Genomic DNA, 19,150 nt, shown 5'->3' with positions numbered 1-19,150 from the left:
CCGTGACTGGAGTAGCCATGGAGTACCACCCGCAGCCGACCCCGGGCACCGCCCGCCCGTGGGCGTTCCCCGCCCCCGAGCGCGGCGCCCTGCCCAACGGGCTGACCGTGCTGCGCTGCCACCGCCCCGGCCAGCAGGTCGTCGCCGTGGAGATCTTCCTGGACGCGCCGCTGGACGCCGAGCCCGAGGGCCTGGACGGCGTGGCCACGATCATGTCGCGCGCGCTCTCCGAGGGCACCGACAAGCACAGCGCCGAGGAGTTCGCCGCCGAGCTGGAGCGGTGCGGCGCCACCCTCGACGCGCACGCCGACCACCCCGGCGTCCGGGTCTCCCTGGAGGTCCCGGCCTCCCGGCTGGCCAAGGCGCTCGGCCTGGTCGCCGAGGCCCTGCGCGCCCCGGCCTTCGCCGAGAGCGAGATCGAGCGGCTCGTCGGCAACCGGCTCGACGAGATCCCGCACGAGCAGGCCAACCCGTCCCGGCGCGCCGCCAAGCAGCTCTCCAAGGAGCTGTTCCCGGCCACCGCCCGGATGTCCCGCCCGCGGCTCGGCACCGAGGAGACGGTGCGGCGGATCGACGCAGCCGCCGTGCGCGCCTTCTTCGACGCCCACATCCGCCCGGCCACCGCGACGGCCGTCATCGTCGGCGACCTGACCGGCATCGACCTGGACGCCCTGCTCGCCGACACCCTCGGCGACTGGTCGGGCAACACGGCCCAGGCCCGCCCGGTCGCGCCGATCACCGCCGACGACACCGGCCGGGTGGTCATCGTGGACCGCCCCGGCGCGGTCCAGACCCAGCTGCTGATCGGCCGCATCGGCGCCGACCGGCACGAGCGCGTCTGGCCCGCCCAGTTGCTCGGCGCGTACTGCCTGGGCGGCACGCTCACCTCCCGGCTGGACCGGGTGCTGCGCGAGGAGAAGGGCTACACCTACGGCGTCCGCGCCTTCGCCCAGGTCCTGCGCTCCACCGGACCCGACTCGGGCGGCGCCGCGATGCTCGCCATCAGCGGTTCGGTGGACACCGAGTCCACCGGACCGGCGCTGGAGGACCTCTGGAAGGTCCTGCGGACGCTGGCGGCCGAAGGCCTGACCGATGCCGAGCGTGAGACGGCCGTGCAGAACCTGGTGGGCGTCGCCCCGCTCAAGTTCGAGACGGCCGCCTCGGTCGCGAGCACCCTGGCCGACCAGGTCGAGCAGCACCTTCCCGACGACTACCAGGCCCAGCTGTACGCCCGCCTCGCCGAGACGGGCACCGTCGAGGCGACCGCGGCCGTGGTCAGCGCCTTCCCGGTGGACCGGCTGGTCACGGTCCTCGTGGGCGACGCGGCCCAGATCGCGGAGCCCGTGAAGGCGCTCGGCATCGGAGAGGTGACCGTCGTCACCGGCTGACGCACCGTCGGCACACACCAGGACGAAAGGACCCCGGCGGAGAGTGATTCGCCGGGGTCCTTCTGTATGTCCGTTAAGTGGTGATCATTCCTTTTGTTTAAAAGTGCGGCTATGTGCCCTGTGGGATGCGCGACAAATCCCCCTGTCCGTTTGGTGCCGGGAAGCCGCCCCGCCTAGCGTCGGCCCGGCTGTCCGTCACCCGTATGCCGCGTCCGCGGCGCCGGGCAGCCATCGCCGAGTCCCCGTCAGGCGCGAGCCTGGGGAGCCGGGGACCCACGCAGTCCCTGGGGTGAATCGGATCCCCGTGCCGTGACCCGGCGCGGAGCTCCGTAGGAGACCTTCCTGCTCCGAACCCGTCAGCTAACCCGGTAGGCGAGAAGGAAGGAAAGGATCAGCCCCTCCATGGCGTTCACCCGTGCCACCGGGAAGCACCGTGCCCCGAGCCGCCTGACGCGCCGCAGCGCCCAGGCCGCCGGCATCGCGGCCCTGGCCACCACCGGAGTCCTCGGCTCCCTGGCCTCCCCGGCCGCCGCAGCGGACTCCGAGGCCCCCAAGGCCGCCGAGACCGGACTCACCCAGGCCATCGCCCTCGACGCCACGCTCGCCGAGCAGATCGACGCCCAGGCCCGGGCCCAGCACCAGCAGGCCGAAGCGATCGCCAAGGCGAAGGCCCAGGCGGCCGCCGAAGCCAAGGCCAAGGCCGCGAAGGCCAAGGCGAAGGCGGAGGCCCAGCGCAAGGCCGAGGCCCGCGCCAAGGAGATCCGCGAGGAGAAGGCCCGGGCCGCCCGCGCCGCCGAGCGCGCCCGCCTCAACGCCTTCCACCTCCCGGTCGCCGGCTCGTCCGTCACCACCGGCTACAAGTCGGGCGGCGCGCTCTGGTCCTCCGGCAGCCACTCCGGCGTGGACTTCCGCGCCGCCTCCGGCAGCTCCGTCGTCGCGGTCGGCGCCGGTACGGTCGTCGAGGCCGGCTGGGGCGGCGCGTACGGCAACAACATCGTGCTCCGGATGACGGACGGCACGTACACCCAGTACGGCCACCTCTCCTCGATCGGCGTCTCCGTCGGCCAGAGCGTCAGCTCCGGCCAGCAGATCGGCCTCTCCGGCTCCACCGGCAACTCCACCGGCCCGCACCTCCACTTCGAGGCCCGGACCACCCCGGAGTACGGCTCGGACATGGACCCGGTCGGCTACCTGCGCTCGCACGGCGTCAACGTCTGACCCCCCACCTCGTCTGACCCCCACCTCGCCTGACCCCACCTCGCGCGACCCTGTCTCCCGAAGGCCCCGGTTTCCCGCCGGGGCCTTCGGCGTGCGCCGCGAAAGCCCCGTACCGCGCCACTCCATCCCGACCCTTGGCCAGAAGATATCCATCAATTCCGGCCTGCCATCGGAAATTGCGGCAGATTGCAATAGAGTCACGGAACAGGCGTCGGCCGGCCGCGTTTCGCGGGGATTAAGGCGGAGGTTCGGACATGCGCATTCCCGCGCAATCGGTATGCACGGCAATCCGTGACGACATCGTCTCCGGTGTCTACGAGCGCGGCAGCCGCCTCACCGAGGAGCTGCTGGCGCGGCGGTACGGGGTCTCCCGCGTCCCGGTGCGCGAGGCGCTGCGCACCCTGGAGTCCGAGGGCTTCGTCGTCACCCGCAGGCACGCCGGGGCCTGCGTCGCCGAGCCCACCGAGCAGGAGGCCGCCGACCTGCTGGAGGTGCGGATGCTGCTGGAGCCGCTCGGCGCCGCCCGGGCCGCCCAGCGCCGTACGGAGGCCCACCTCAAGGTGCTCCGCGGGCTGGTCAGGCTGGGCCAGGAGCGGGCCCGCCGGGGCGAAGGGGAGGATCTGCGGTCGCTGGGCGGCTGGTTCCACGAGACCCTCGCCCAGGCCTCCGGCAGCCCCGGCCTCATCGCCCTGCTCACCCAGCTCCGGCACAAGATCGCCTGGATGTACGCCGTCGAGCAGCCGGCCCGCCCGGTCGACTCCTGGGCCGAGCACGGGGCCATCGTGGACGCGGTGGCGCGCGGCGACGCGGAACGGGCCAGGGCGCTGACCGCCCAGCATGCGGAACGGGCCGCCGGGGCGCACCGGCTGCGCCGCCCGGACCGCCCCGGCCGGCGCACGGCGCCGCCGCCCCGGGTGAGTTCTTCGCAACACGGCGTAAACATCGCGGGTGCCCGCTATTAACAAGGACGCCGTATACAAAGAGAAGTAATTGCCGAGGGCTTTATTCGTGCTGCCCGAATAAAGTCGGAGTGGCTGATGCTCAGGTGTCAGGAATAACGAAAAGAGCCGTGGTCCCCCTCGGGGAACCACGGCTCACAGTCCGTCGCCGTTGTACGGTCTCGGGATCGTCAGACGGTCTCGGGGAGCTCTTCGAGCCCCTCGGCGACCAGCTTCGCCAGACGGTCCAGGGCGGCCTCGGCGTCGTCCGCGTCGGACGCGAGCACGATCTCCTCGCCACCCTGCGCACCCAGACCCAGCACCGCGAGCATCGAGGCGGCGTTGACCGGGTTGCCGTCGGCCTTGGCGATCGTCACGGGGACGCCGGAAGCCGTGGCGGCACGGACGAAGATGGAAGCGGGGCGGGCGTGCAGGCCCTCGGCCCAACCGACGTTTACGCGGCGCTCAGCCATGGTTCTGCCCTTCACATATCAACGGTTGTCTAGACCAGTCTCTCATGCGGTGCGCGATGCTGTGCCCGGCCTCCCTCCCCTCCGCGACGCCCTGACCGGGGCAGTCCTCAGACTGCCCCGGTACCGACCCCTCCGCGACCGGGACACCGGCCGTAGGCTTTGCCCATGGAGCCCTCGCCGGAGCAGAGTCCGCATCACGCGTACCCCGACCACTGGGAAGCGGACGTGGTGCTCCGCGACGGTGGCACCGCACGCATCAGGCCGATCACCACGGACGATGCCGAACGGCTGGTCAGCTTCTACGAGCAGGTCTCCGACGAGTCGAAGTACTACCGGTTCTTCGCGCCGTACCCCCGCCTTTCCGACCGGGACGTGCACCGCTTCACCCATCACGACTACGTCGACCGGGTGGGACTGGCCGTCACGATCGGTGGCGAGTTCATCGGAACCGTCCGCTACGACCGCATCAACGACCAGGGCAGGCCCGCCTCCGCCCCCGCCGACGAGGCCGAGGTCGCCTTCCTCGTCCAGGACGCCCACCAGGGCCGCGGAGTCGCATCGGCGCTGCTCGAACACATCGCCGCGGTCGCCCGCGAGCGGGGCATCCGGCGCTTCGCCGCCGAGGTGCTCCCCGCCAACAACAAGATGATCAAGGTCTTCCGGGACGCCGGCTACACCCAGCGGCGCAGCTTCGAGGACGGCTCCGTCCACCTCACGCTCGACCTCGAACCCACCGAGAAGTCCCTCGCCGTCCAGCGCGGCCGTGAACAGCGCGCCGAGGCCCGCTCGGTCCAGCGCCTCCTCGCCCCCGGCTCCGTCGCGGTGATCGGCACCGGCCGCACACCCGGGGGAGTGGGCCGCACGGTCCTGCGCAACCTCCTCGCCGCCGGCTTCACCGGCCGTACGTACGCCGTGAACCGCGCCTTCGACGAGGGCCTCACCACCCTCGACGGCGTCCCCGCCCACCGCTCGCTCGGCGAGATCGACGAGCAGGTCGACCTGGCCGTCATCGCGGTCCCCGCCCACCGCGTCCCCGAAGCGGTCGCCGACTGCGGCGAGCACGGCGTCCAGGGCCTCGTCGTCCTCTCCGCCGGTTACGCCGAGCGGGGCTCCGCCGGCCGCGAGCTCCAGCGCGAACTGGTCCGCCAGGCCCGCTCGTACGGCATGCGGATCATCGGCCCCAACGCCTTCGGCATCATCAACACCGCCGAGTCCGTCCGGCTGAACGCCTCTCTGGCCCCCGAGTCGCCCGCCCGCGGCCGGATCGGCCTGTTCACCCAGTCCGGCGCGATCGGCATCGCCCTCCTCTCCGGCCTCCACCGGCGGGGCGCGGGCCTCTCCTCGTTCATCTCGGCGGGCAACCGGGCCGACGTCTCCGGCAACGACTTCCTCCAGTACTCGTTCGAGGACCAGGACACCGACGTCGCCCTCCTCTACCTCGAATCGCTCGGCAACCCCCGCAAGTTCACCCGCCTCGCCCGCCGCACCGCCGCCGTGAAGCCCGTCGTCGTGGTGAAGGGCGCCCGCCACAGCGGCACCAACCCGCCCGGCCACGCCGTCCCGGTCAGCCGCATCCCCGACGCCACCGTCTCCGCCCTGATGCGGCAGGCGGGCGTCATCCGGGTCGACACGGTGACCGAGATGGTCGACGCCGGGCTGCTCCTGGCGGGCCAGCCGCTCCCGGCCGGGCCCCGGGTCGCGATCCTCGGCAACTCCGAGTCCCTCGGCCTCCTCACGTACGACGCCTGCCTGGCCGAGGGGCTCCGCCCGCGCCCGCCGATCGACCTCACCACGGCCGCATCCCCGCAGGACTTCCGGGACGCGCTGGCCGAGGCGCTCGCCGACTCCACCTGCGACGCCGTGATCGTCACCGCCATCCCGTGGGTGGGGGAGAACGGTGAGGCCGAGACCGGTGACGGCGAGGTGCTGGCCGCCGCCCTGCACGGCGCCGCGGCCAAAAGCCCTGCCAAGCCCGTCGCCGTCGTCCACGTGGAGATCGGCGGCCTGGCGGAGGCGCTGGCCGCCGCGAGCAGCACGGCCGCACCCCGCACCCGGCCCACGACGCTCGCCGCCCAGCCGTCCGGCCCGCCCGCCGCGACCACCGCGCCCACCCCCACGGAGCCCGCGACCGTAGCAGCCGCAGGAGCCTCAGAAACCGAGGAAGCCGCAGGAACCGAGGAAGCCGACGGCATCGAGCGAACCCCCGGCCGCATCCCCGCCTACCCCGCCGCCGAACGCGCCGTACGGGCGCTGGCCGAGGCCGTGAAGTACGCCCAGTGGCGGCGCCAGGCGGCCACCCCCGGCAAGGTGCCCGAGTTCCTGGACGAGACCACCGATGAGCCCGGCGCCGCCGCCCTGATCGACACCCTGCTCGGCGCCACCCCCGACCCGCGCGGCCGCCCCCTCACCCACGACGAGGCCCGCGAGCTGCTCGGCCGCTACGGCATCCCCGTACGCCCCACGCTCCCCGCCCCGGACCCCGAAACCGCCGTCGCGGCGGCCGCCCGCCTCGGCTACCCGGTGGCGCTGAAGACCACCGCACCCCACCTGCGCCACCGCGCCGACCTCGGCGGCGTCCGGCTCGACCTCGCGGACGAGGACGCGCTGCGCCGGGCGTACGGAGAGTTCACCGAGCTCCTCGGCAAGCCCGCCGAACTCCTCCCGGTCGTCCAGTCCATGGCCCCGCGCGGCGTGGACACCGTCGTCCGGGCCTCCATCGACGCCGCCGCCGGGGCCATCCTCTCCTTCGGCCTCGCGGGCGCCCCCTCCGAGCTGCTCGGCGACACCGCGCACCGGCTGGTTCCGGCCACCGACCGCGACGCCGCCGAGCTGATCCGGTCGATCAAGGCGGCCCCGGTCCTCTTCGGCTGGCGCGGCTCGGCGCCCGTGGACACCCCGGCCCTGGAGGAGCTGCTGCTGCGGCTCTCCCGGCTGGTCGACGACCACCCCGAAGTGGTCTCCGTGGCGCTGGAACCGGTGGTCGTGGCCCCCCAGGGCCTCACCGTGCTCGGCGCGAGCGTCCGCCTGGCCCCACCGCCCCCGCGCGGCGACCTCGGCCCCCGCCGCCTCCCGAACTACTGACAGGTTTTAGGCAGCCACCGGCCCCCCGTAGGATGGTGCACATGGCAAAGACCGGTACGACGACCCAGGGGCTGCGCGCGGCGATCGAGCGCAGCGGCTACTACCCGGCCCTCGTGGCCGAGGCGGTCGAGGCCGCCGTCGGCGGAGAGCCGGTCGCCTCGTACCTGGTCCACCAGGAGACCACGTTCGACTCCAACGAGGTCCGCCGTCATGCCACGGTCCTCGTCCTGACCGGGAACCGGTTCATCGTCAGCCACACCGACGAGCAGGCCGCCGACACCAGCTCCCCGACGCCGTACGCCACCACCTCCACGGAGTCGGTCAAGCTCGACCGGATCTCCTCCGTCGTGGTCAGCCGGGTGGTGGCCAACCCGGAGAAGTACGTCGCGGGCACGCTGCCCCGCGAGGTCGTCCTCACCATCGGCTGGGGCGCCGTCTCCCGGATCGACCTGGAGCCCGCCGCCTGCGGCGACGCCAACTGCGAGGCCGACCACGGCTACACCGGCAGCTCCACCGCCGACGACCTGAGCCTGCGCGTCAGCGAGGCCGGGGACGGCCCCGACGCCGTCCGCCAGACCCTCGCCTTCGCCCAGTCGCTCTCCGAGGCCACGGCCGCCACCGCGGCGACCGGCCGGTGATGGCCCAGCCCGCCTGGCAGGACCCGGTCCCGCTCGCGCTCGACACCGCCCCTGTTCCCGCGTACGGCAGCGGCTCGCTCGCCGACCTGCTGCCGACGCTCGCCGCCGGGCAGGGGGTGGAGGGCCTCACCGCCACCATCCCCGAGCTGGCGCCCGCCGACCGCAACTGCGTCTTCCTGATCGACGGCCTCGGCTGGGAGCAGATCAAGGCCCACCCCGACGAGGCGCCCTTCCTGCACTCCCTGCTCCCCACCTCGCTCGGCAACACCGGCCGCCCCGTCACCGCCGGCTTCCCCTCCACCACCGCGACCTCGCTCGCCTCGGTCGGTACGGGGCTGCCGCCCGGCGCGCACGGCCTGCCCGGCTACACCGTGCGCAACCCGGAGACCGGCGCGCTGATGAACCAGCTCCGCTGGAAGCCGTTCACCGCGCCGAAGGTCTGGCAGCCCTACCCCACGGTCTTCAAGCTGGCCGACGCGGCGGGCGTGCACACCGCGCAGGTCTCATCCCCGGACTTCGAGCAGACCCCGCTCACCAAGGTCGCGCTCAGCGGAGGCTCGTTCCTCGGCCGGCTCTCCGGCGAGGACCGGATGGACGTCGCCGCCCAGCGCCTGGCCGCCGGTGACCGCTCGCTCGTCTACACGTACTACAGCGAGGTCGACGGCAAGGGCCACCGCTTCGGCGTCGACTCCGACGCCTGGCGCGGCCAGTTGATGTACGTCGACGGGCTCGCCCAGCGCCTCGCCGAGCAGCTCCCGCCGCGCTCCGCGCTCTACATCACCGCCGACCACGGCATGATCGACATCCCGTTCGACGAACAGTCCCGGATCGACTTCGACGAGGACTGGGAGCTGCGCGCCGGCGTCGCCCTGCTCGGCGGCGAGGGCCGTGCCCGCCATGTCTACGCGGTGCCCGGCGCCCAGGGTGACGTCCTGGCCGTCTGGCGCGAGGTGCTCGGCGAGCAGTTCTGGGTGGCGAGCCGGGACGAGGCGATCGCGGCGGGCTGGTTCGGGCCGGTGATCGACGAGCGGGTGTACGGCCGGATCGGCGATGTGGTCGCCGCCGCCCACGACGACGTCGTCATCACGGCGTCGGTCAACGAGCCGCACGAGTCGGCGATGGTCGGCATGCACGGCTCCCTGACCCCCGTCGAACAGCTCGTCCCGCTGCTCGAAGTACGCTCGTAACCGCGTTTTTTCCTCCTCCCTTGCTGTGAAAGGTGCTCGACCCCTCATGCCCGAGCTGGTGTTCTTCTCCGGAACCATGGACTGCGGAAAGAGCACGCTGGCCCTGCAGATCGGTCACAACCGCTCCGCGCGCGGCCTCCAGGGCGTGATCTTCACCCGTGACGACCGGGCGGGCCAGGGCAAGCTCTCCTCCCGCCTCGGCCTGGTGACGGACGCCGTCGAGGCGGACGAGGGCATGGACGTCTACGCGCACATCGTCGACCGGGTCAGCCGCGGCGGCAAGGTGGACTACGTCATCGTGGACGAGGCGCAGTTCCTCGCCCCGGTCCAGATCGACCAGTTGGCCCGGGTCGTCGACGATCTGGGCCTGGACGTCTTCGCGTTCGGCATCACCACGGACTTCCGCACCAAGCTCTTCCCCGGCTCCCAGCGGCTGATCGAACTGGCCGACCGGATAGAGGCCCTCCAGGTCGAGGCGCTCTGCTGGTGCGGCGCCCGCGCCACGCACAACGCCCGTACGGTGGACGGCGAAATGGTCGTCGAGGGCGCCCAGGTCGTCGTCGGGGACGTCAACCGGCAGGCGGGCGAGGTCGGTTACGAGGTGCTGTGCCGGCGCCACCACCGCCGCAGGCTCACCGCGGAGACGGCCCGCGCCGGCACCCTCTCCCCGGACGTACTGCCGGTCGCCGCCGAGAACTGACCGGGTTCAGCCTTCGGACGACCGTACGATCGTGAAGGCCGCGCCCTCCGGATCGGCCACCGTCGCCAGCCTGCCGCTCGCCCCCTCGCGCGGCGGCTGGAGGATGTGGCCGCCCAGCTCCACCACCCGAGCGGCGGACTCGTCGACGTCGGCGACCTCGAAGTACGTCATCCAGTGCGGGCCCCGGTCGCGCGGCAGCGACTGGCCGACGCCGTGCAGGGCGGCGACCGGGCGGCCGCCCAGGTGCAGGGTCTGGTAGTCGAAGTCGGCGGAGACCACCGCCTCGGTCTCGTAACCGAACACCGTCTGGTAGAACTTCGCGACCATCGAGGTCTCCCGGGTCACCAGCTCGTTCCAGACGGGGGTGCCGGGGACGCCCGCCGTCATGGTCCCGATGTGCTCCGAGCCCTGCCATGCGCCGAACACCGCCCCGCCCGGGTCGGAGGCGATGACGAGCCGTCCCGCCTCGCCCGCGTCGAGCGGGCCGACCGCGACCGTGCCGCCGCAGGAGCGGATCACCTCGGCCGTCCGGCCCGCGTCGTCCGTCGCCAGGTAGGTGGTCCAGGCGATCGGGAGGTGCCGGTCGGGCGGCAGCTGGCCGATGCCAGCGACCTCCTTCCCGTCGAGCAGCCCGCGGACGTAAGGGCCCAGCTGGTCGGGGCCCGGCCGGAACTCCCAGCCGAACAGGGCTCCGTAGAACTCCTGGGTCGCGTTCAGGCCGTGCACGATCAGACTCACCCAGCAAGGTGTTCCGGGCGTGCGCCGGGCAGCAGCCTCGGTCATCGTCTTGTCTCTCCTCGGACCGTTGTGTGGCCGGACGGGGGAACCGGGCGCATGCGGCCGTCCCGGGTCAGGACGCGGGTCGCACACCCCGTGCAGATGCTCGCACCACCCGGCGCCGGTGCGGCCCCGGCCGCGCCGCGTTCTCCGGGTTCTCGACGGGCGAAGACCGCTTTGGTGCGGTATGTCCGCCCACGCGCTGGTACGGGTGCCACGGCCTCTGCGCGAGGATGGCACCCATGAAGCCCATCATCACCGCATCCGAATACGCGAGCGAGTCGGCGGGACCGCGGCCCCCGGTGCTCCTGGACGTCCGCTGGCAGTTGGGTGGTCCGCACGGCCGCCCCGACTACGAGGCCGGCCATCTGCCCGGCGCCGTCTTCGTCGACCTCGATACGGAGCTGGCCGGACCGGCGGGCAGCGGCGGCCGCCATCCCCTCCCGGACCCGGAGGCCTTCGGTGCCGTGATGCGCCGGGCCGGGGTCGGCCAGGACACCCCGGTCGTGGTCTACGACGGCGGGCAGGGCTGGGCCGCCGCGCGTGCCTGGTGGCTGCTGCGCTGGACGGGGCACGCGGACGTACGGGTCCTGGACGGCGGGCTCGCCGCGTGGACCGGTGACCTCTCCACCGGGATCCCGGACCCCGCCGAGGGCGATTTCCGGCCGAAGCCGGGTGCCCTGCCGACCCTGGACGCGGACGCGGCGGCCGCCCTCGCCCGTACGGGGCTGCTGCTGGACGCACGGGCGGCCGAGCGCTACCGGGGCGATGTGGAGCCGATCGACCGTGTCGGCGGCCACATCCCCGGCGCGGTCTCCGCGCCGACCACGGCGAACGTCGCCGAGGACGGGCGTTACCTTCCGGCCGAGCGGCTCACCGAGCGGTTCACCGCACTCGGGGCGGGGAAGAGCGACGAGGCCGTCGGCGTGTACTGCGGATCGGGGGTCTCCGGCGCCCACGAGGTGCTCGCCCTGGAGATCGCCGGAATCCGCGCCGCGCTCTACCCCGGCTCCTGGTCCGCGTGGTCCGCCGACCCCGCCCGCCCGGTCGCCACCGGCTCCGAGCCGGCCTGATAGGCGTGACGACGGAGAGGGGCCCGTACGCCATGGCGTACGGGCCCCTCTCCTGCCGACCGGCACTCCCGGTCAGTCCTGCTTCTTGCGGCGGGTGCCGAACACGATCTCGTCCCAGCTCGGCACGGCGGCCCGGCGGCCCGGCCGGACCCCGTCCGCCTCGGCCTGACGGTCCGTCGTCCCGGTCAGCCGGTCGCGGTGACCGGCCACCGCCCGGGGCATCAGCACGTCCGCGTACGCCGCACCGGCACCGGCCGCGGCCGCCGCGGCGGGCGGCTCGTCCGCCTCGCTCTCCTCCACCGCGGGTTCGAGCGCGGGCGGCTCGGGCTGCGTGGGCCGCTCCGGGACGACCATGTCACCGCGGAAGCTCGGCACCGCCTCCAGCAGGCTGGTCAGCGAGTCACGCTCACCGGCCGACGCGCTGCTCACGTAGTCCTCCGGCTCGGAAGCCGGTGCGGGCCGCTCGACGTGCCGCTCGATCTGCCGGTCGAGAGCGCGGTCCAGCGGCCGGTCGCGCGGCAGCCGGGCGATCCGGGGCACGAACGGGAAGCTCGGCTCGGGCGCCGCGCCGTCGCTCTCACCGATCAGGGAGCGCGCCTCGTCGTCGACGGCCTGGACCAGCCTGCGCGGCGGGTCGTAGGTCCAGCTGGCCGAGTGCGGTTCGCCCGCGACCCGGTAGACGAGCAGGACCTCCCAGGTGCCGTCGTCACGGCGCCAGGAGTCCCACTGCACGGTCTCCTTGTCGGCGCCGCGCAGCAGCAGCCGCTCCTGCACCGCCTCGCCGAGCTGGGGGCCGGTGTTCTCGCCGGGACGGCGCACGGGAGTCTTCCGGGCCCGCTCGGCCATGAAGGCGCGCTCCGCGAGCACGGGGCCCTCGAAACGGCGCACACGGTCGACCGGGATACCGGCGAACTGGGCGACCTCCTCCGCGGAGGCACCGGCCCGTATGCGGGCCTGGATGTCGCGGGGGCGGAGGTGGCTCTCCACCTCGATCTCGATCTGGCCGAGCCGGGCGCGGTCGTTGCGCACGGCGGCACGGAGCCGCTCATCGATCGGAAGCGTGTATTCCGTGCTGTCGGCAGCCTTGAGCACCAGTCGTGTGCCGTCGTTGGAGACGGCCACGACACGCAGTTCGGGCATGGGGACCTCCCGGGTGGTGCCTGCCGACGTCACGTGCGTCGCTGCTTCCGCTAGTCGAGTGTGACCTGCCCGGGTGCAGCCTGCCACAACCTTGCCAAGTTGCCCGGCGTGTCGGGCGCTCGCCCTGGAACGCCGCCATGGCACGGTTGTCTCTTGCGTCCCAAAGTGACCGATTTGGTCGCTCTGTGCAGCAAGCACCCGTGCCATGCCTTGGCGCTGCCCGGTTCGAGTGCCGCTGCCGGCGCCCTCCCGTAGCTGCGGATTCCGGTGTGGGAGTCCGCCCCAGGGCTCGTACGGTACTCCATTCGGGCCACTTGGGTGGACCGGCGCGCCGCCGAACTTCTCGGGGGGTGCGGGAGTTGGGTTACCCGGTTCTCCGCGAAATGCCCCTGATGCGTGTTGTGCTTCACACAATCGCCGGAAACGGAACTATCCACTTCGCTCATTTGTCCCTTCCTGTTGCATGGTGGGAGAGATGTCAAGCAGGGGCTGGTAATGGTTCAGAAGCCGGAAAGTGACACAGAACCCAAGGAAAGGCGCATAGATCTGAGTCTGCCGCAGGTCGCCGGAAGTGCCGTGGCGGCCGTCGCGGCAGCCGTGGCGGCCTCGCAGCTGGGCGTGTACGGCACCATCGCCGGGGCCGGCGTGATGAGCGTCGTCGCGACCTGCGGCGGCTCCGTCTTCCAGCACTTCTTCCGCCGCACCGGCGAGCAGATCCGCGAGGTGACGGTCCAGGTGACCCACCCGGAGGGCCGCCAGGTGACGGTGCACACCAAGGAGACGACGCCCGCGGCGCACAGAGCCGCCGAGCGGCGGCCGCAACCGGAGCCGACGCCGACTGCGGCGGACGACGCCACCACGGTGCTGCCCACGGTCGACCCGGGCGCGGTGCCGGAGGTGCTGGCGGAGGGGGAGAGCACACAGCTGCTGACGCCGGTCCCCGACACCGACCGGACACAGCTGCTGAAGCAAGTGGCCGACACCGACCGGACACAGCTGCTGGACCTCGGCGACGCGCGCACCCGGATGCTCCGGGCGGTGCCCGGCGCCGGATCCGGCCCGGGAACGGGTGCCGGATCCGACCCGGACCGTACGCAGTTGCTGCCGCAGGCCGCTACGGGTGACGCGTCCCCTGACGACGCGTTCACCGAAGGCACCACCCACGGCACCCGGCTGCGCGGCTGGAAGCGCCCCGCGCTCGCGGCCGCCGCGGTCTTCGCCGTGTCCATGGCCGGGATCACCGCCTTCGAGGTGTTCTCGGGCAACGACCTCAGCGGCGGCAAGGGGACCACCCTCGGCTCCGTCGTACGCGGCGGTGGCGGCGACCGCGACTCCGGTCCGGCCGACCCGGCGCCCTCCGGGGACACCGGCCAGGACGGGGGAGGCGAGCAGAGCACGGCCCCGGGCGACGGCGACGAGGACGGCACCGGCACCGGTTCCGCCCCCGCCACCGACCCGGGCGACGGCAACAGCAAGAGCCCGGACCCCGGTACGGGAACGGGCGGCGAGAAGCCGGACACCGGATCCACCCCCACGCCGACGCCCTCCGGCTCCGGCGACGGGCAGACCACGCCCGCGCCGACGCCCACCCCGTCCGCCCCCGACGGCGGCGTGACCGGCGCCCCCGACCCGACGACCGCCCCGGGCACCGGTGGCGTTGCCGGCCAGGGCGAGCAGGCCCCGCCGGCCGACGGCACCGGCGGCGAGTGACGACGTACCGCGTACCGCAGGAAGAACGCCTCGGCCCCCTTGACGCATCAAGGGGGCCGAGGCGTTGCGGGAGGTCAGTCGCCGAGGACGCGCCGCAGGTAGTCGTTGCCGAACATCCGGTCCGGGTCGAGCCGGTCGCGTACGGCGGTGAACTCGCCGAAGCGCGGGTAGACCTCCGCCAGATAGGCCGCGTCCCGGGTGTGGATCTTGCCCCAGTGCGGTCGGCCGGAGTGCGCGGTCATGATCCGCTCGACCGCCGTGAAGTACGAGCGGTGGGGCGTGCCCTTGTAGAGGTGGACGGCGATGTACGCGCTGTCGCGGCCCGAGGCCGTCGAGAGGGCCATGTCGTCGGCGGGCGCGGTGCGCACCTCCACCGGGAAGCTGATCTTCAGCGGGGAGCGCTCGACCATCGCCTTCAGCTCCCGCAGCGCCGCCACGGCCTGCTCGCGCGGAACCGCGTACTCCATCTCCACGAACTTCACCCGGCGCGGGCTGGTGAACACCTTGTACGGGATGTCGGTGTAGGTCCGGGCCGAGAGGGCGCGGCTGGAGAGCTTGGCGATCGAGGGGATGGCGGGCGGGATCGCCCTGCCGACCGAACAGGCCACCTGGAAGATGCCGTTGGAGAGCAGCTCGTCGTCGATCCAGCTGCTCACCCTGGAGGGCGGGGCGGCCGGGCCCGCGCTGCGGTTGTTGCGCTTGGTGTTGCAGTTGCCGGTGTGCGGGAACCAGTAGAACTCGAAGTGCTCGTTCTCGGCGACCAGCTGGTCGAAGTCGGCCGTGACCCGGTCGAAGGTCATCGGCTCCTCACGGGCGGTCAGCAGGAAGACCGGCTCGACGGCGAGCGTGACGGCGGTGATCACGCCGAGAGCGCCGAGGCCGACCCGGGCCGCGGCGAAGATCTCCGGGTTCTCCTCGGCCGAGCAGACCAGCACGGTGCCGTCGGCGGTGACCAGCTCCAGGGCGCGGATCTGGGCGGATATCGACGCCGACTCCCGGCCGGTGCCGTGCGTCCCGGTGGAGGTCGCCCCGGCGATCGTCTGCTCCATGATGTCGCCCATGTTCGTGAGCGAGAGCCCCTCACGGGCGAGCGCGGTGTTGAGGCGCTTGAGCGGAGTGCCCGCCTCCACGGTGACGGTCATCGTCGTCCGGTCGATGTCCCGGATGCCGGTGAGCAGGTCCGGGCGTATCAGCACGCCGTCGGTGGCGGCGGTGGCCGTGAAGGAGTGGCCGGTGCCGACCGGCTTCACCGTGAGGCCGTCCGCGTGCGCCCGGCGCACCACGTCCACCAGCTCGTCCACGGACGCGGGGGACTCGGTCCTGGCGGGCCGGGCGGTGACGGTCCCCGCCCAGTTACGCCACGCGTTCGTCGTCGTCCGTGCGTAGGTGTCGGTCATCTTCCCCGCGCCCTCCGGTAGGAGCCGGCTTCGCCAGCCGGCGATACCCCAGGAACGCCACCGCCGCCGCGAGCGCTCCCGCCGCGACGGGCACCGCGTACCCCGACTTCGCCCCGGCGGCGTCGACCACCCAGCCGGCGGCCGAGGAGCCGAGCGCCACTCCGACCGCGAGCCCGGTACTGGTCCAGGTCATGCCCTCGGTCAGCTTGGTGCGCGGTACGTGCGCTTCGACGAGGGCCATGGTGGTGACCATCGTCGGTGCGATGGCGAGGCCCGCGACAAAGAGCGCCACGGCCAGCAACGTAAGGTTCCCGGCCAGTTGGAGGGGGATCATACTCACGGCCATCGCGCAGACCCCCACCAGCCACCTGGCCGCGGGCTTCCCCTTCAGGTGGAGCAGCCCGAAGACGGCCCCCGCGAGGCAGGAACCGAGCGCGTAGACGGCCAGCACGAGGGAGGCCGCGGCCTTGTGGCCGCGCTCCTCGGCGAAGGCCACGGTCACCACGTCGACGGCCCCGAAGATCGCGCCCGTCGCCACGAAGGTGATCACCAGGACCTGGAGGCCGGGGGAGCGCAGCGCCGAGCCGCCGGTGTGGAGCGACTTCGGGTGCGGGATCGGCTCGGTGGCGCGCTGGGCGGTCAGCCAGAAGACGCCGACGAGGAGGAACGCGGCGGCGATCAGCGGACCTGCCTCGGGGAACCACGCGGTGGAGAGCCCGATCGAGATGATCGGGCCGAAGATGAAGCACACCTCGTCGACGATCGACTCCCAGGAGTACGCCGTGTGCAGCTCACGGCTCGAACCCCGGTAGAGCGCCGCCCAGCGGGCCCGCACCATCGACCCCACGCTCGGCACACAGCCCGCGCCCGCCGCGAAGACGAACAGCGTCCAGTCCGGCGCCCCCTGCTGGGCACAGATCAGCAGCCCCGCCACCGCCGCCACCGCGACCAGCGTGAAGGGGCGCAGCACCCGACGCTGCCCGTACCGGTCGACCAGGCGCGAGACCTGCGGACCGAAGACGGCGGCCGCCATCGCGAGGGTCGCGGTGAGCGCCCCGGCCAGTCCGTAACGGCCGGTGAGCTGGGAGATCATGGTCACGACGCCGATGCCCATCATGGACAGCGGCATGCGGCCGAAGAATCCTGCGGCGGAGAACCCCTTGGAGCCGGGGGCGGCGAAGATGGCGCGGTAGGGGCTGGGCAAGGGGACTCCGGTGGTGCCTGTCATGCGTGTAGGGGGCTGATACAGCTTACGGCCGGGCGGGGGGAGCCGGACACCGGATTTCGGAGCGTCCGGGGGCGCGGAGCGGGCGTGCGGCCGCCACGGTTTCCGGCTCTTGCCGACGGACCGTCGGATGTCGGTTGCCGCGCTGTCGGCGGCGGGTGGCAGGATCGATGTCATGTCCGATCTGCGCGATCCCGCTCCTTACGACGCCCTGCTGCTGCTCTCCTTCGGCGGTCCCGAGGGCCCGGACGATGTGGTTCCGTTCCTGGCGAACGTGACCCGCGGCCGGGGCATCCCCGAGGAACGGCTCAAGGAGGTCGGGCAGCACTACTTCCTCTTCGGCGGGGTCAGCCCGATCAACGCCCAGAACCGCGCGCTGCTGGACGCCCTGCGCAAGGACTTCGCCGACCACGGCGTGGACCTGCCGGTCTACTGGGGCAACCGGAACTGGGCGCCGTACCTGACCGACACCCTGCGCGAGATGACCGCCGACGGGCACCGCCGGATCGCCGTCCTCGCCACCAGTGCGTACGCCTCGTACTCGGGCTGCCGTCAGTACCGCGAGAACCTCGCCGAGTCGCTGGCGGCCCTGGAGGCGGAGGGCCTCGATGTGCCGCGCGTGGACAAGCTGCGCCACTACTTCAACCACCCCGGCTTCGTGGAGCCCATGGTGGACGGGGTGCTGGCCTCCCTCGCCGATCTGCCCGAGGACGTCCGCGCGGGCGCCCACCTCGCCTTCACCACGCACTCCATCCCGACCTCCGCCGCCGACGCCTCGGGGCCCATGGAGGCGCACGGCGAGGGCGGCGCGTATGTCGCGGAGCACCTGGACGTGGCCCGGCTGATCGTCGAGGCGGTGCGCGAGGAGACCGGCACCGAGCACCCCTGGCAGCTCGTCTACCAGTCCCGCAGCGGCGCCCCGCACATCCCGTGGCTGGAGCCCGACATCTGCGACCACCTGGAGACCCTGCACGGCGCGGGCGTCCCCGCGGTCGTGATGGCGCCCATCGGCTTCGTCTCGGACCACATGGAGGTCCTGTACGACCTCGACACCGAGGCCACCGCGAAGGCCGCCGAGCTCGGGCTGCCGGTCCGCCGGTCCGCGACGGTGGGCGACGACCCGCGCTTCGCCGCCGCCGTACGGGACCTGCTCCTGGAGCGCGCGGCGCATGAGCGGGGGCGCGAGGTGAAGCCCTGCGCGCTGGGCTCCCTCGGCCCGTCCCACGACCTCTGTCCGGTCGGCTGCTGCCCGGCCAGGGCCCCCAAGCGTGCGGCGGCGGGCGCCGACAGCCCGTACGCGTAGCCCGTACGCACCGACCACCTCTGGGAGCACCGTGACCGACCCCGCCCTGACCGAACTGCTCGACCTCGCCCTGGAGGCCGCACGCCGCGCCGGAGCCCTGCTGCGCGACGGCCGCCCCGCCGACCTGGGGGTGGCCGCGACCAAGTCCAGCCCCATCGACGTCGTCACCGAGATGGACATCGCCGCGGAGAAGCTGATCACCGGCTACCTCTCCGACTTCCGCCCCGACGACGGCTTCCTCGGCGAGGAGGGGGCCAGCTCCCCGGGCTCCACCGGCATCCGCTGGGTCATCGACCCGCTCGACGGCACCGTGAACTACCTGTACTCCCTGCCGACCTGGGCGGTCTCCATCGCCGCCGAACGCGACGGCGAGCGGGTCGTGGGCGTCGTCGAGGCCCCGATGCGCCGGGAGACCTACCAGGCGGTCCTGGGCGGCGGTGCGTACGCGAACGGCAACGCCCTGCGCTGCCGCCCCGCCCCGCCGCTGGACCAGGCCCTCGTCTCGACCGGCTTCAACTACGTCGCCCACGTCCGCGCCCACCAGGCGGACGTCGCCCAGCAGCTGATCCCCAGGCTGCGGGACATCCGGCGCAGCGGCTCCGCGGCCGTCGACCTCTGCGATGTGGCGGCGGGCCGGCTGGACGGCTTCTACGAGCGCGGACTGCACCCCTGGGACCTGGCCGCGGGCGACCTCATCGCCCGGGAGGCGGGCGCGCTGACCGGCGGCCGCCCCGGGCTTCCGGCCGACGGCGACCTGACGGTGGCCGCCACCCCGGGCGTCTTCGAGCCGCTCCAGGCCGCACTCGACGAGCTGGGCGCCTGGCACGACTGACAGCTCCGCCCGGCCCGAACGCCCTGGTGGGAGCTGTGAGGGCCGCACGGCACAGCAGAGGGCCCCGGTG

The 19,150-nt window shown here is 73.0% G+C and carries 16 protein-coding genes and 1 riboswitch; of the genes, 11 read left to right on the top strand and 5 right to left on the bottom strand.

Features of this window, described 5'->3' with window-relative positions; all coding sequences use genetic code 11:
• The first annotated feature begins 17 nt into the window (after positions 1-17).
• From R2B67_RS07200 to R2B67_RS07190, 3 genes are all read left to right on the top strand, one after another.
• Positions 18-1,388 (top strand): M16 family metallopeptidase, encoded by a 1,371-nt coding sequence (locus R2B67_RS07200; RefSeq protein ID WP_018516278.1) that lies wholly within the window; start codon positions 18-20, stop codon positions 1,386-1,388.
• Between the two features lie 222 nt (positions 1,389-1,610).
• Positions 1,611-1,777: riboswitch (cyclic di-AMP (ydaO/yuaA leader) on the top strand.
• A gap of 13 nt (positions 1,778-1,790) precedes the next feature.
• On the top strand, positions 1,791-2,606 hold the full coding sequence (locus R2B67_RS07195) for a M23 family metallopeptidase (RefSeq protein ID WP_317816969.1): 816 nt from the start codon (positions 1,791-1,793) through the stop codon (positions 2,604-2,606).
• 254 nt (positions 2,607-2,860) lie between these two features.
• Positions 2,861-3,568, top strand: coding sequence for a GntR family transcriptional regulator (locus tag R2B67_RS07190; RefSeq protein WP_317816967.1), 708 nt, complete (start codon positions 2,861-2,863; stop codon positions 3,566-3,568).
• Positions 3,569-3,735: 167 nt separating this feature from the next.
• On the opposite strand, the gene R2B67_RS07185 is transcribed toward R2B67_RS07190, so the two are convergent.
• Positions 3,736-4,017: an HPr family phosphocarrier protein gene (locus tag R2B67_RS07185; RefSeq protein ID WP_007449776.1), complete on the bottom strand. Its 282-nt coding sequence runs from the start codon at positions 4,015-4,017 to the stop codon at positions 3,736-3,738.
• Positions 4,018-4,182: 165 nt separating this feature from the next.
• Between R2B67_RS07185 and R2B67_RS07180 the strand changes: the two genes are divergently transcribed.
• The 4 genes from R2B67_RS07180 to R2B67_RS07165 are packed head-to-tail and all read left to right on the top strand — an operon-like array spanning position 4,183 to position 9,623.
• On the top strand, positions 4,183-7,098 hold the full coding sequence (locus tag R2B67_RS07180) for a bifunctional acetate--CoA ligase family protein/GNAT family N-acetyltransferase (protein ID WP_317816965.1): 2,916 nt from the start codon (positions 4,183-4,185) through the stop codon (positions 7,096-7,098).
• A gap of 41 nt (positions 7,099-7,139) precedes the next feature.
• On the top strand, positions 7,140-7,736 hold the full coding sequence (locus R2B67_RS07175) for a DUF5998 family protein (protein WP_030571416.1): 597 nt from the start codon (positions 7,140-7,142) through the stop codon (positions 7,734-7,736).
• Positions 7,736-8,923, top strand: a complete 1,188-nt coding sequence (locus R2B67_RS07170; RefSeq protein WP_317816963.1) for an alkaline phosphatase family protein — start codon at positions 7,736-7,738, stop codon at positions 8,921-8,923. The genes R2B67_RS07175 and R2B67_RS07170 overlap by 1 nt, the downstream gene beginning before the upstream one ends.
• A 46-nt stretch (positions 8,924-8,969) precedes the next feature.
• Positions 8,970-9,623, top strand: a complete 654-nt coding sequence (locus R2B67_RS07165) for a thymidine kinase (protein WP_018516272.1) — start codon at positions 8,970-8,972, stop codon at positions 9,621-9,623.
• A gap of 6 nt (positions 9,624-9,629) precedes the next feature.
• Here R2B67_RS07165 and R2B67_RS07160 read toward each other — a convergent pair whose 3' ends face one another.
• Positions 9,630-10,406 (bottom strand): VOC family protein, encoded by a 777-nt coding sequence (locus tag R2B67_RS07160; protein WP_026242266.1) that lies wholly within the window; start codon positions 10,404-10,406, stop codon positions 9,630-9,632.
• Positions 10,407-10,642: 236 nt separating this feature from the next.
• Here R2B67_RS07160 and R2B67_RS07155 point away from each other — a divergent pair, with 236 nt between their 5' ends.
• Positions 10,643-11,473: a sulfurtransferase gene (locus R2B67_RS07155; RefSeq protein ID WP_317816962.1), complete on the top strand. Its 831-nt coding sequence runs from the start codon at positions 10,643-10,645 to the stop codon at positions 11,471-11,473.
• Positions 11,474-11,545: 72 nt separating this feature from the next.
• Here R2B67_RS07155 and sepH read toward each other — a convergent pair whose 3' ends face one another.
• A complete protein-coding gene (gene sepH / locus R2B67_RS07150; protein WP_317816961.1) occupies positions 11,546-12,613 on the bottom strand; it encodes a septation protein SepH in 1,068 nt (355 codons plus the stop codon).
• A 495-nt stretch (positions 12,614-13,108) separates the two neighbouring features.
• On the opposite strand from sepH, the gene R2B67_RS07145 reads away from it, so the two are divergent.
• Positions 13,109-14,323, top strand: a complete 1,215-nt coding sequence (locus R2B67_RS07145; protein WP_317816960.1) for a hypothetical protein — start codon at positions 13,109-13,111, stop codon at positions 14,321-14,323.
• 74 nt (positions 14,324-14,397) lie between these two features.
• On the opposite strand, the gene R2B67_RS07140 is transcribed toward R2B67_RS07145, so the two are convergent.
• Together R2B67_RS07140 and R2B67_RS07135 are read right to left on the bottom strand one after the other, a co-directional pair.
• On the bottom strand, positions 14,398-15,720 hold the full coding sequence (locus R2B67_RS07140; RefSeq protein WP_317816959.1) for an FAD-linked oxidoreductase, L-gulonolactone oxidase family: 1,323 nt from the start codon (positions 15,718-15,720) through the stop codon (positions 14,398-14,400).
• On the bottom strand, positions 15,677-16,924 hold the full coding sequence (locus R2B67_RS07135; RefSeq protein WP_317824792.1) for an MFS transporter: 1,248 nt from the start codon (positions 16,922-16,924) through the stop codon (positions 15,677-15,679). Before R2B67_RS07135 ends, R2B67_RS07140 begins: the two co-directional genes overlap by 44 nt.
• A gap of 196 nt (positions 16,925-17,120) precedes the next feature.
• Between R2B67_RS07135 and R2B67_RS07130 the strand changes: the two genes are divergently transcribed.
• Positions 17,121-18,248 (top strand): ferrochelatase, encoded by a 1,128-nt coding sequence (locus tag R2B67_RS07130; RefSeq protein ID WP_317816957.1) that lies wholly within the window; start codon positions 17,121-17,123, stop codon positions 18,246-18,248.
• 31 nt (positions 18,249-18,279) lie between these two features.
• Positions 18,280-19,080, top strand: coding sequence for an inositol monophosphatase family protein (locus R2B67_RS07125; protein WP_237328312.1), 801 nt, complete (start codon positions 18,280-18,282; stop codon positions 19,078-19,080).
• Positions 19,081-19,150 lie beyond the last annotated feature (70 nt).

The sequence above is a fragment of the Streptomyces cyaneofuscatus genome, from assembly GCF_033109485.1.
GTDB classification, from domain to species: Bacteria; Actinomycetota; Actinomycetes; order Streptomycetales; family Streptomycetaceae; genus Streptomyces; species Streptomyces cyaneofuscatus.
The sequence above is the reverse complement of the archived record's forward strand: the minus strand, read 5'-3'. Positions and strand labels throughout refer to the sequence as shown.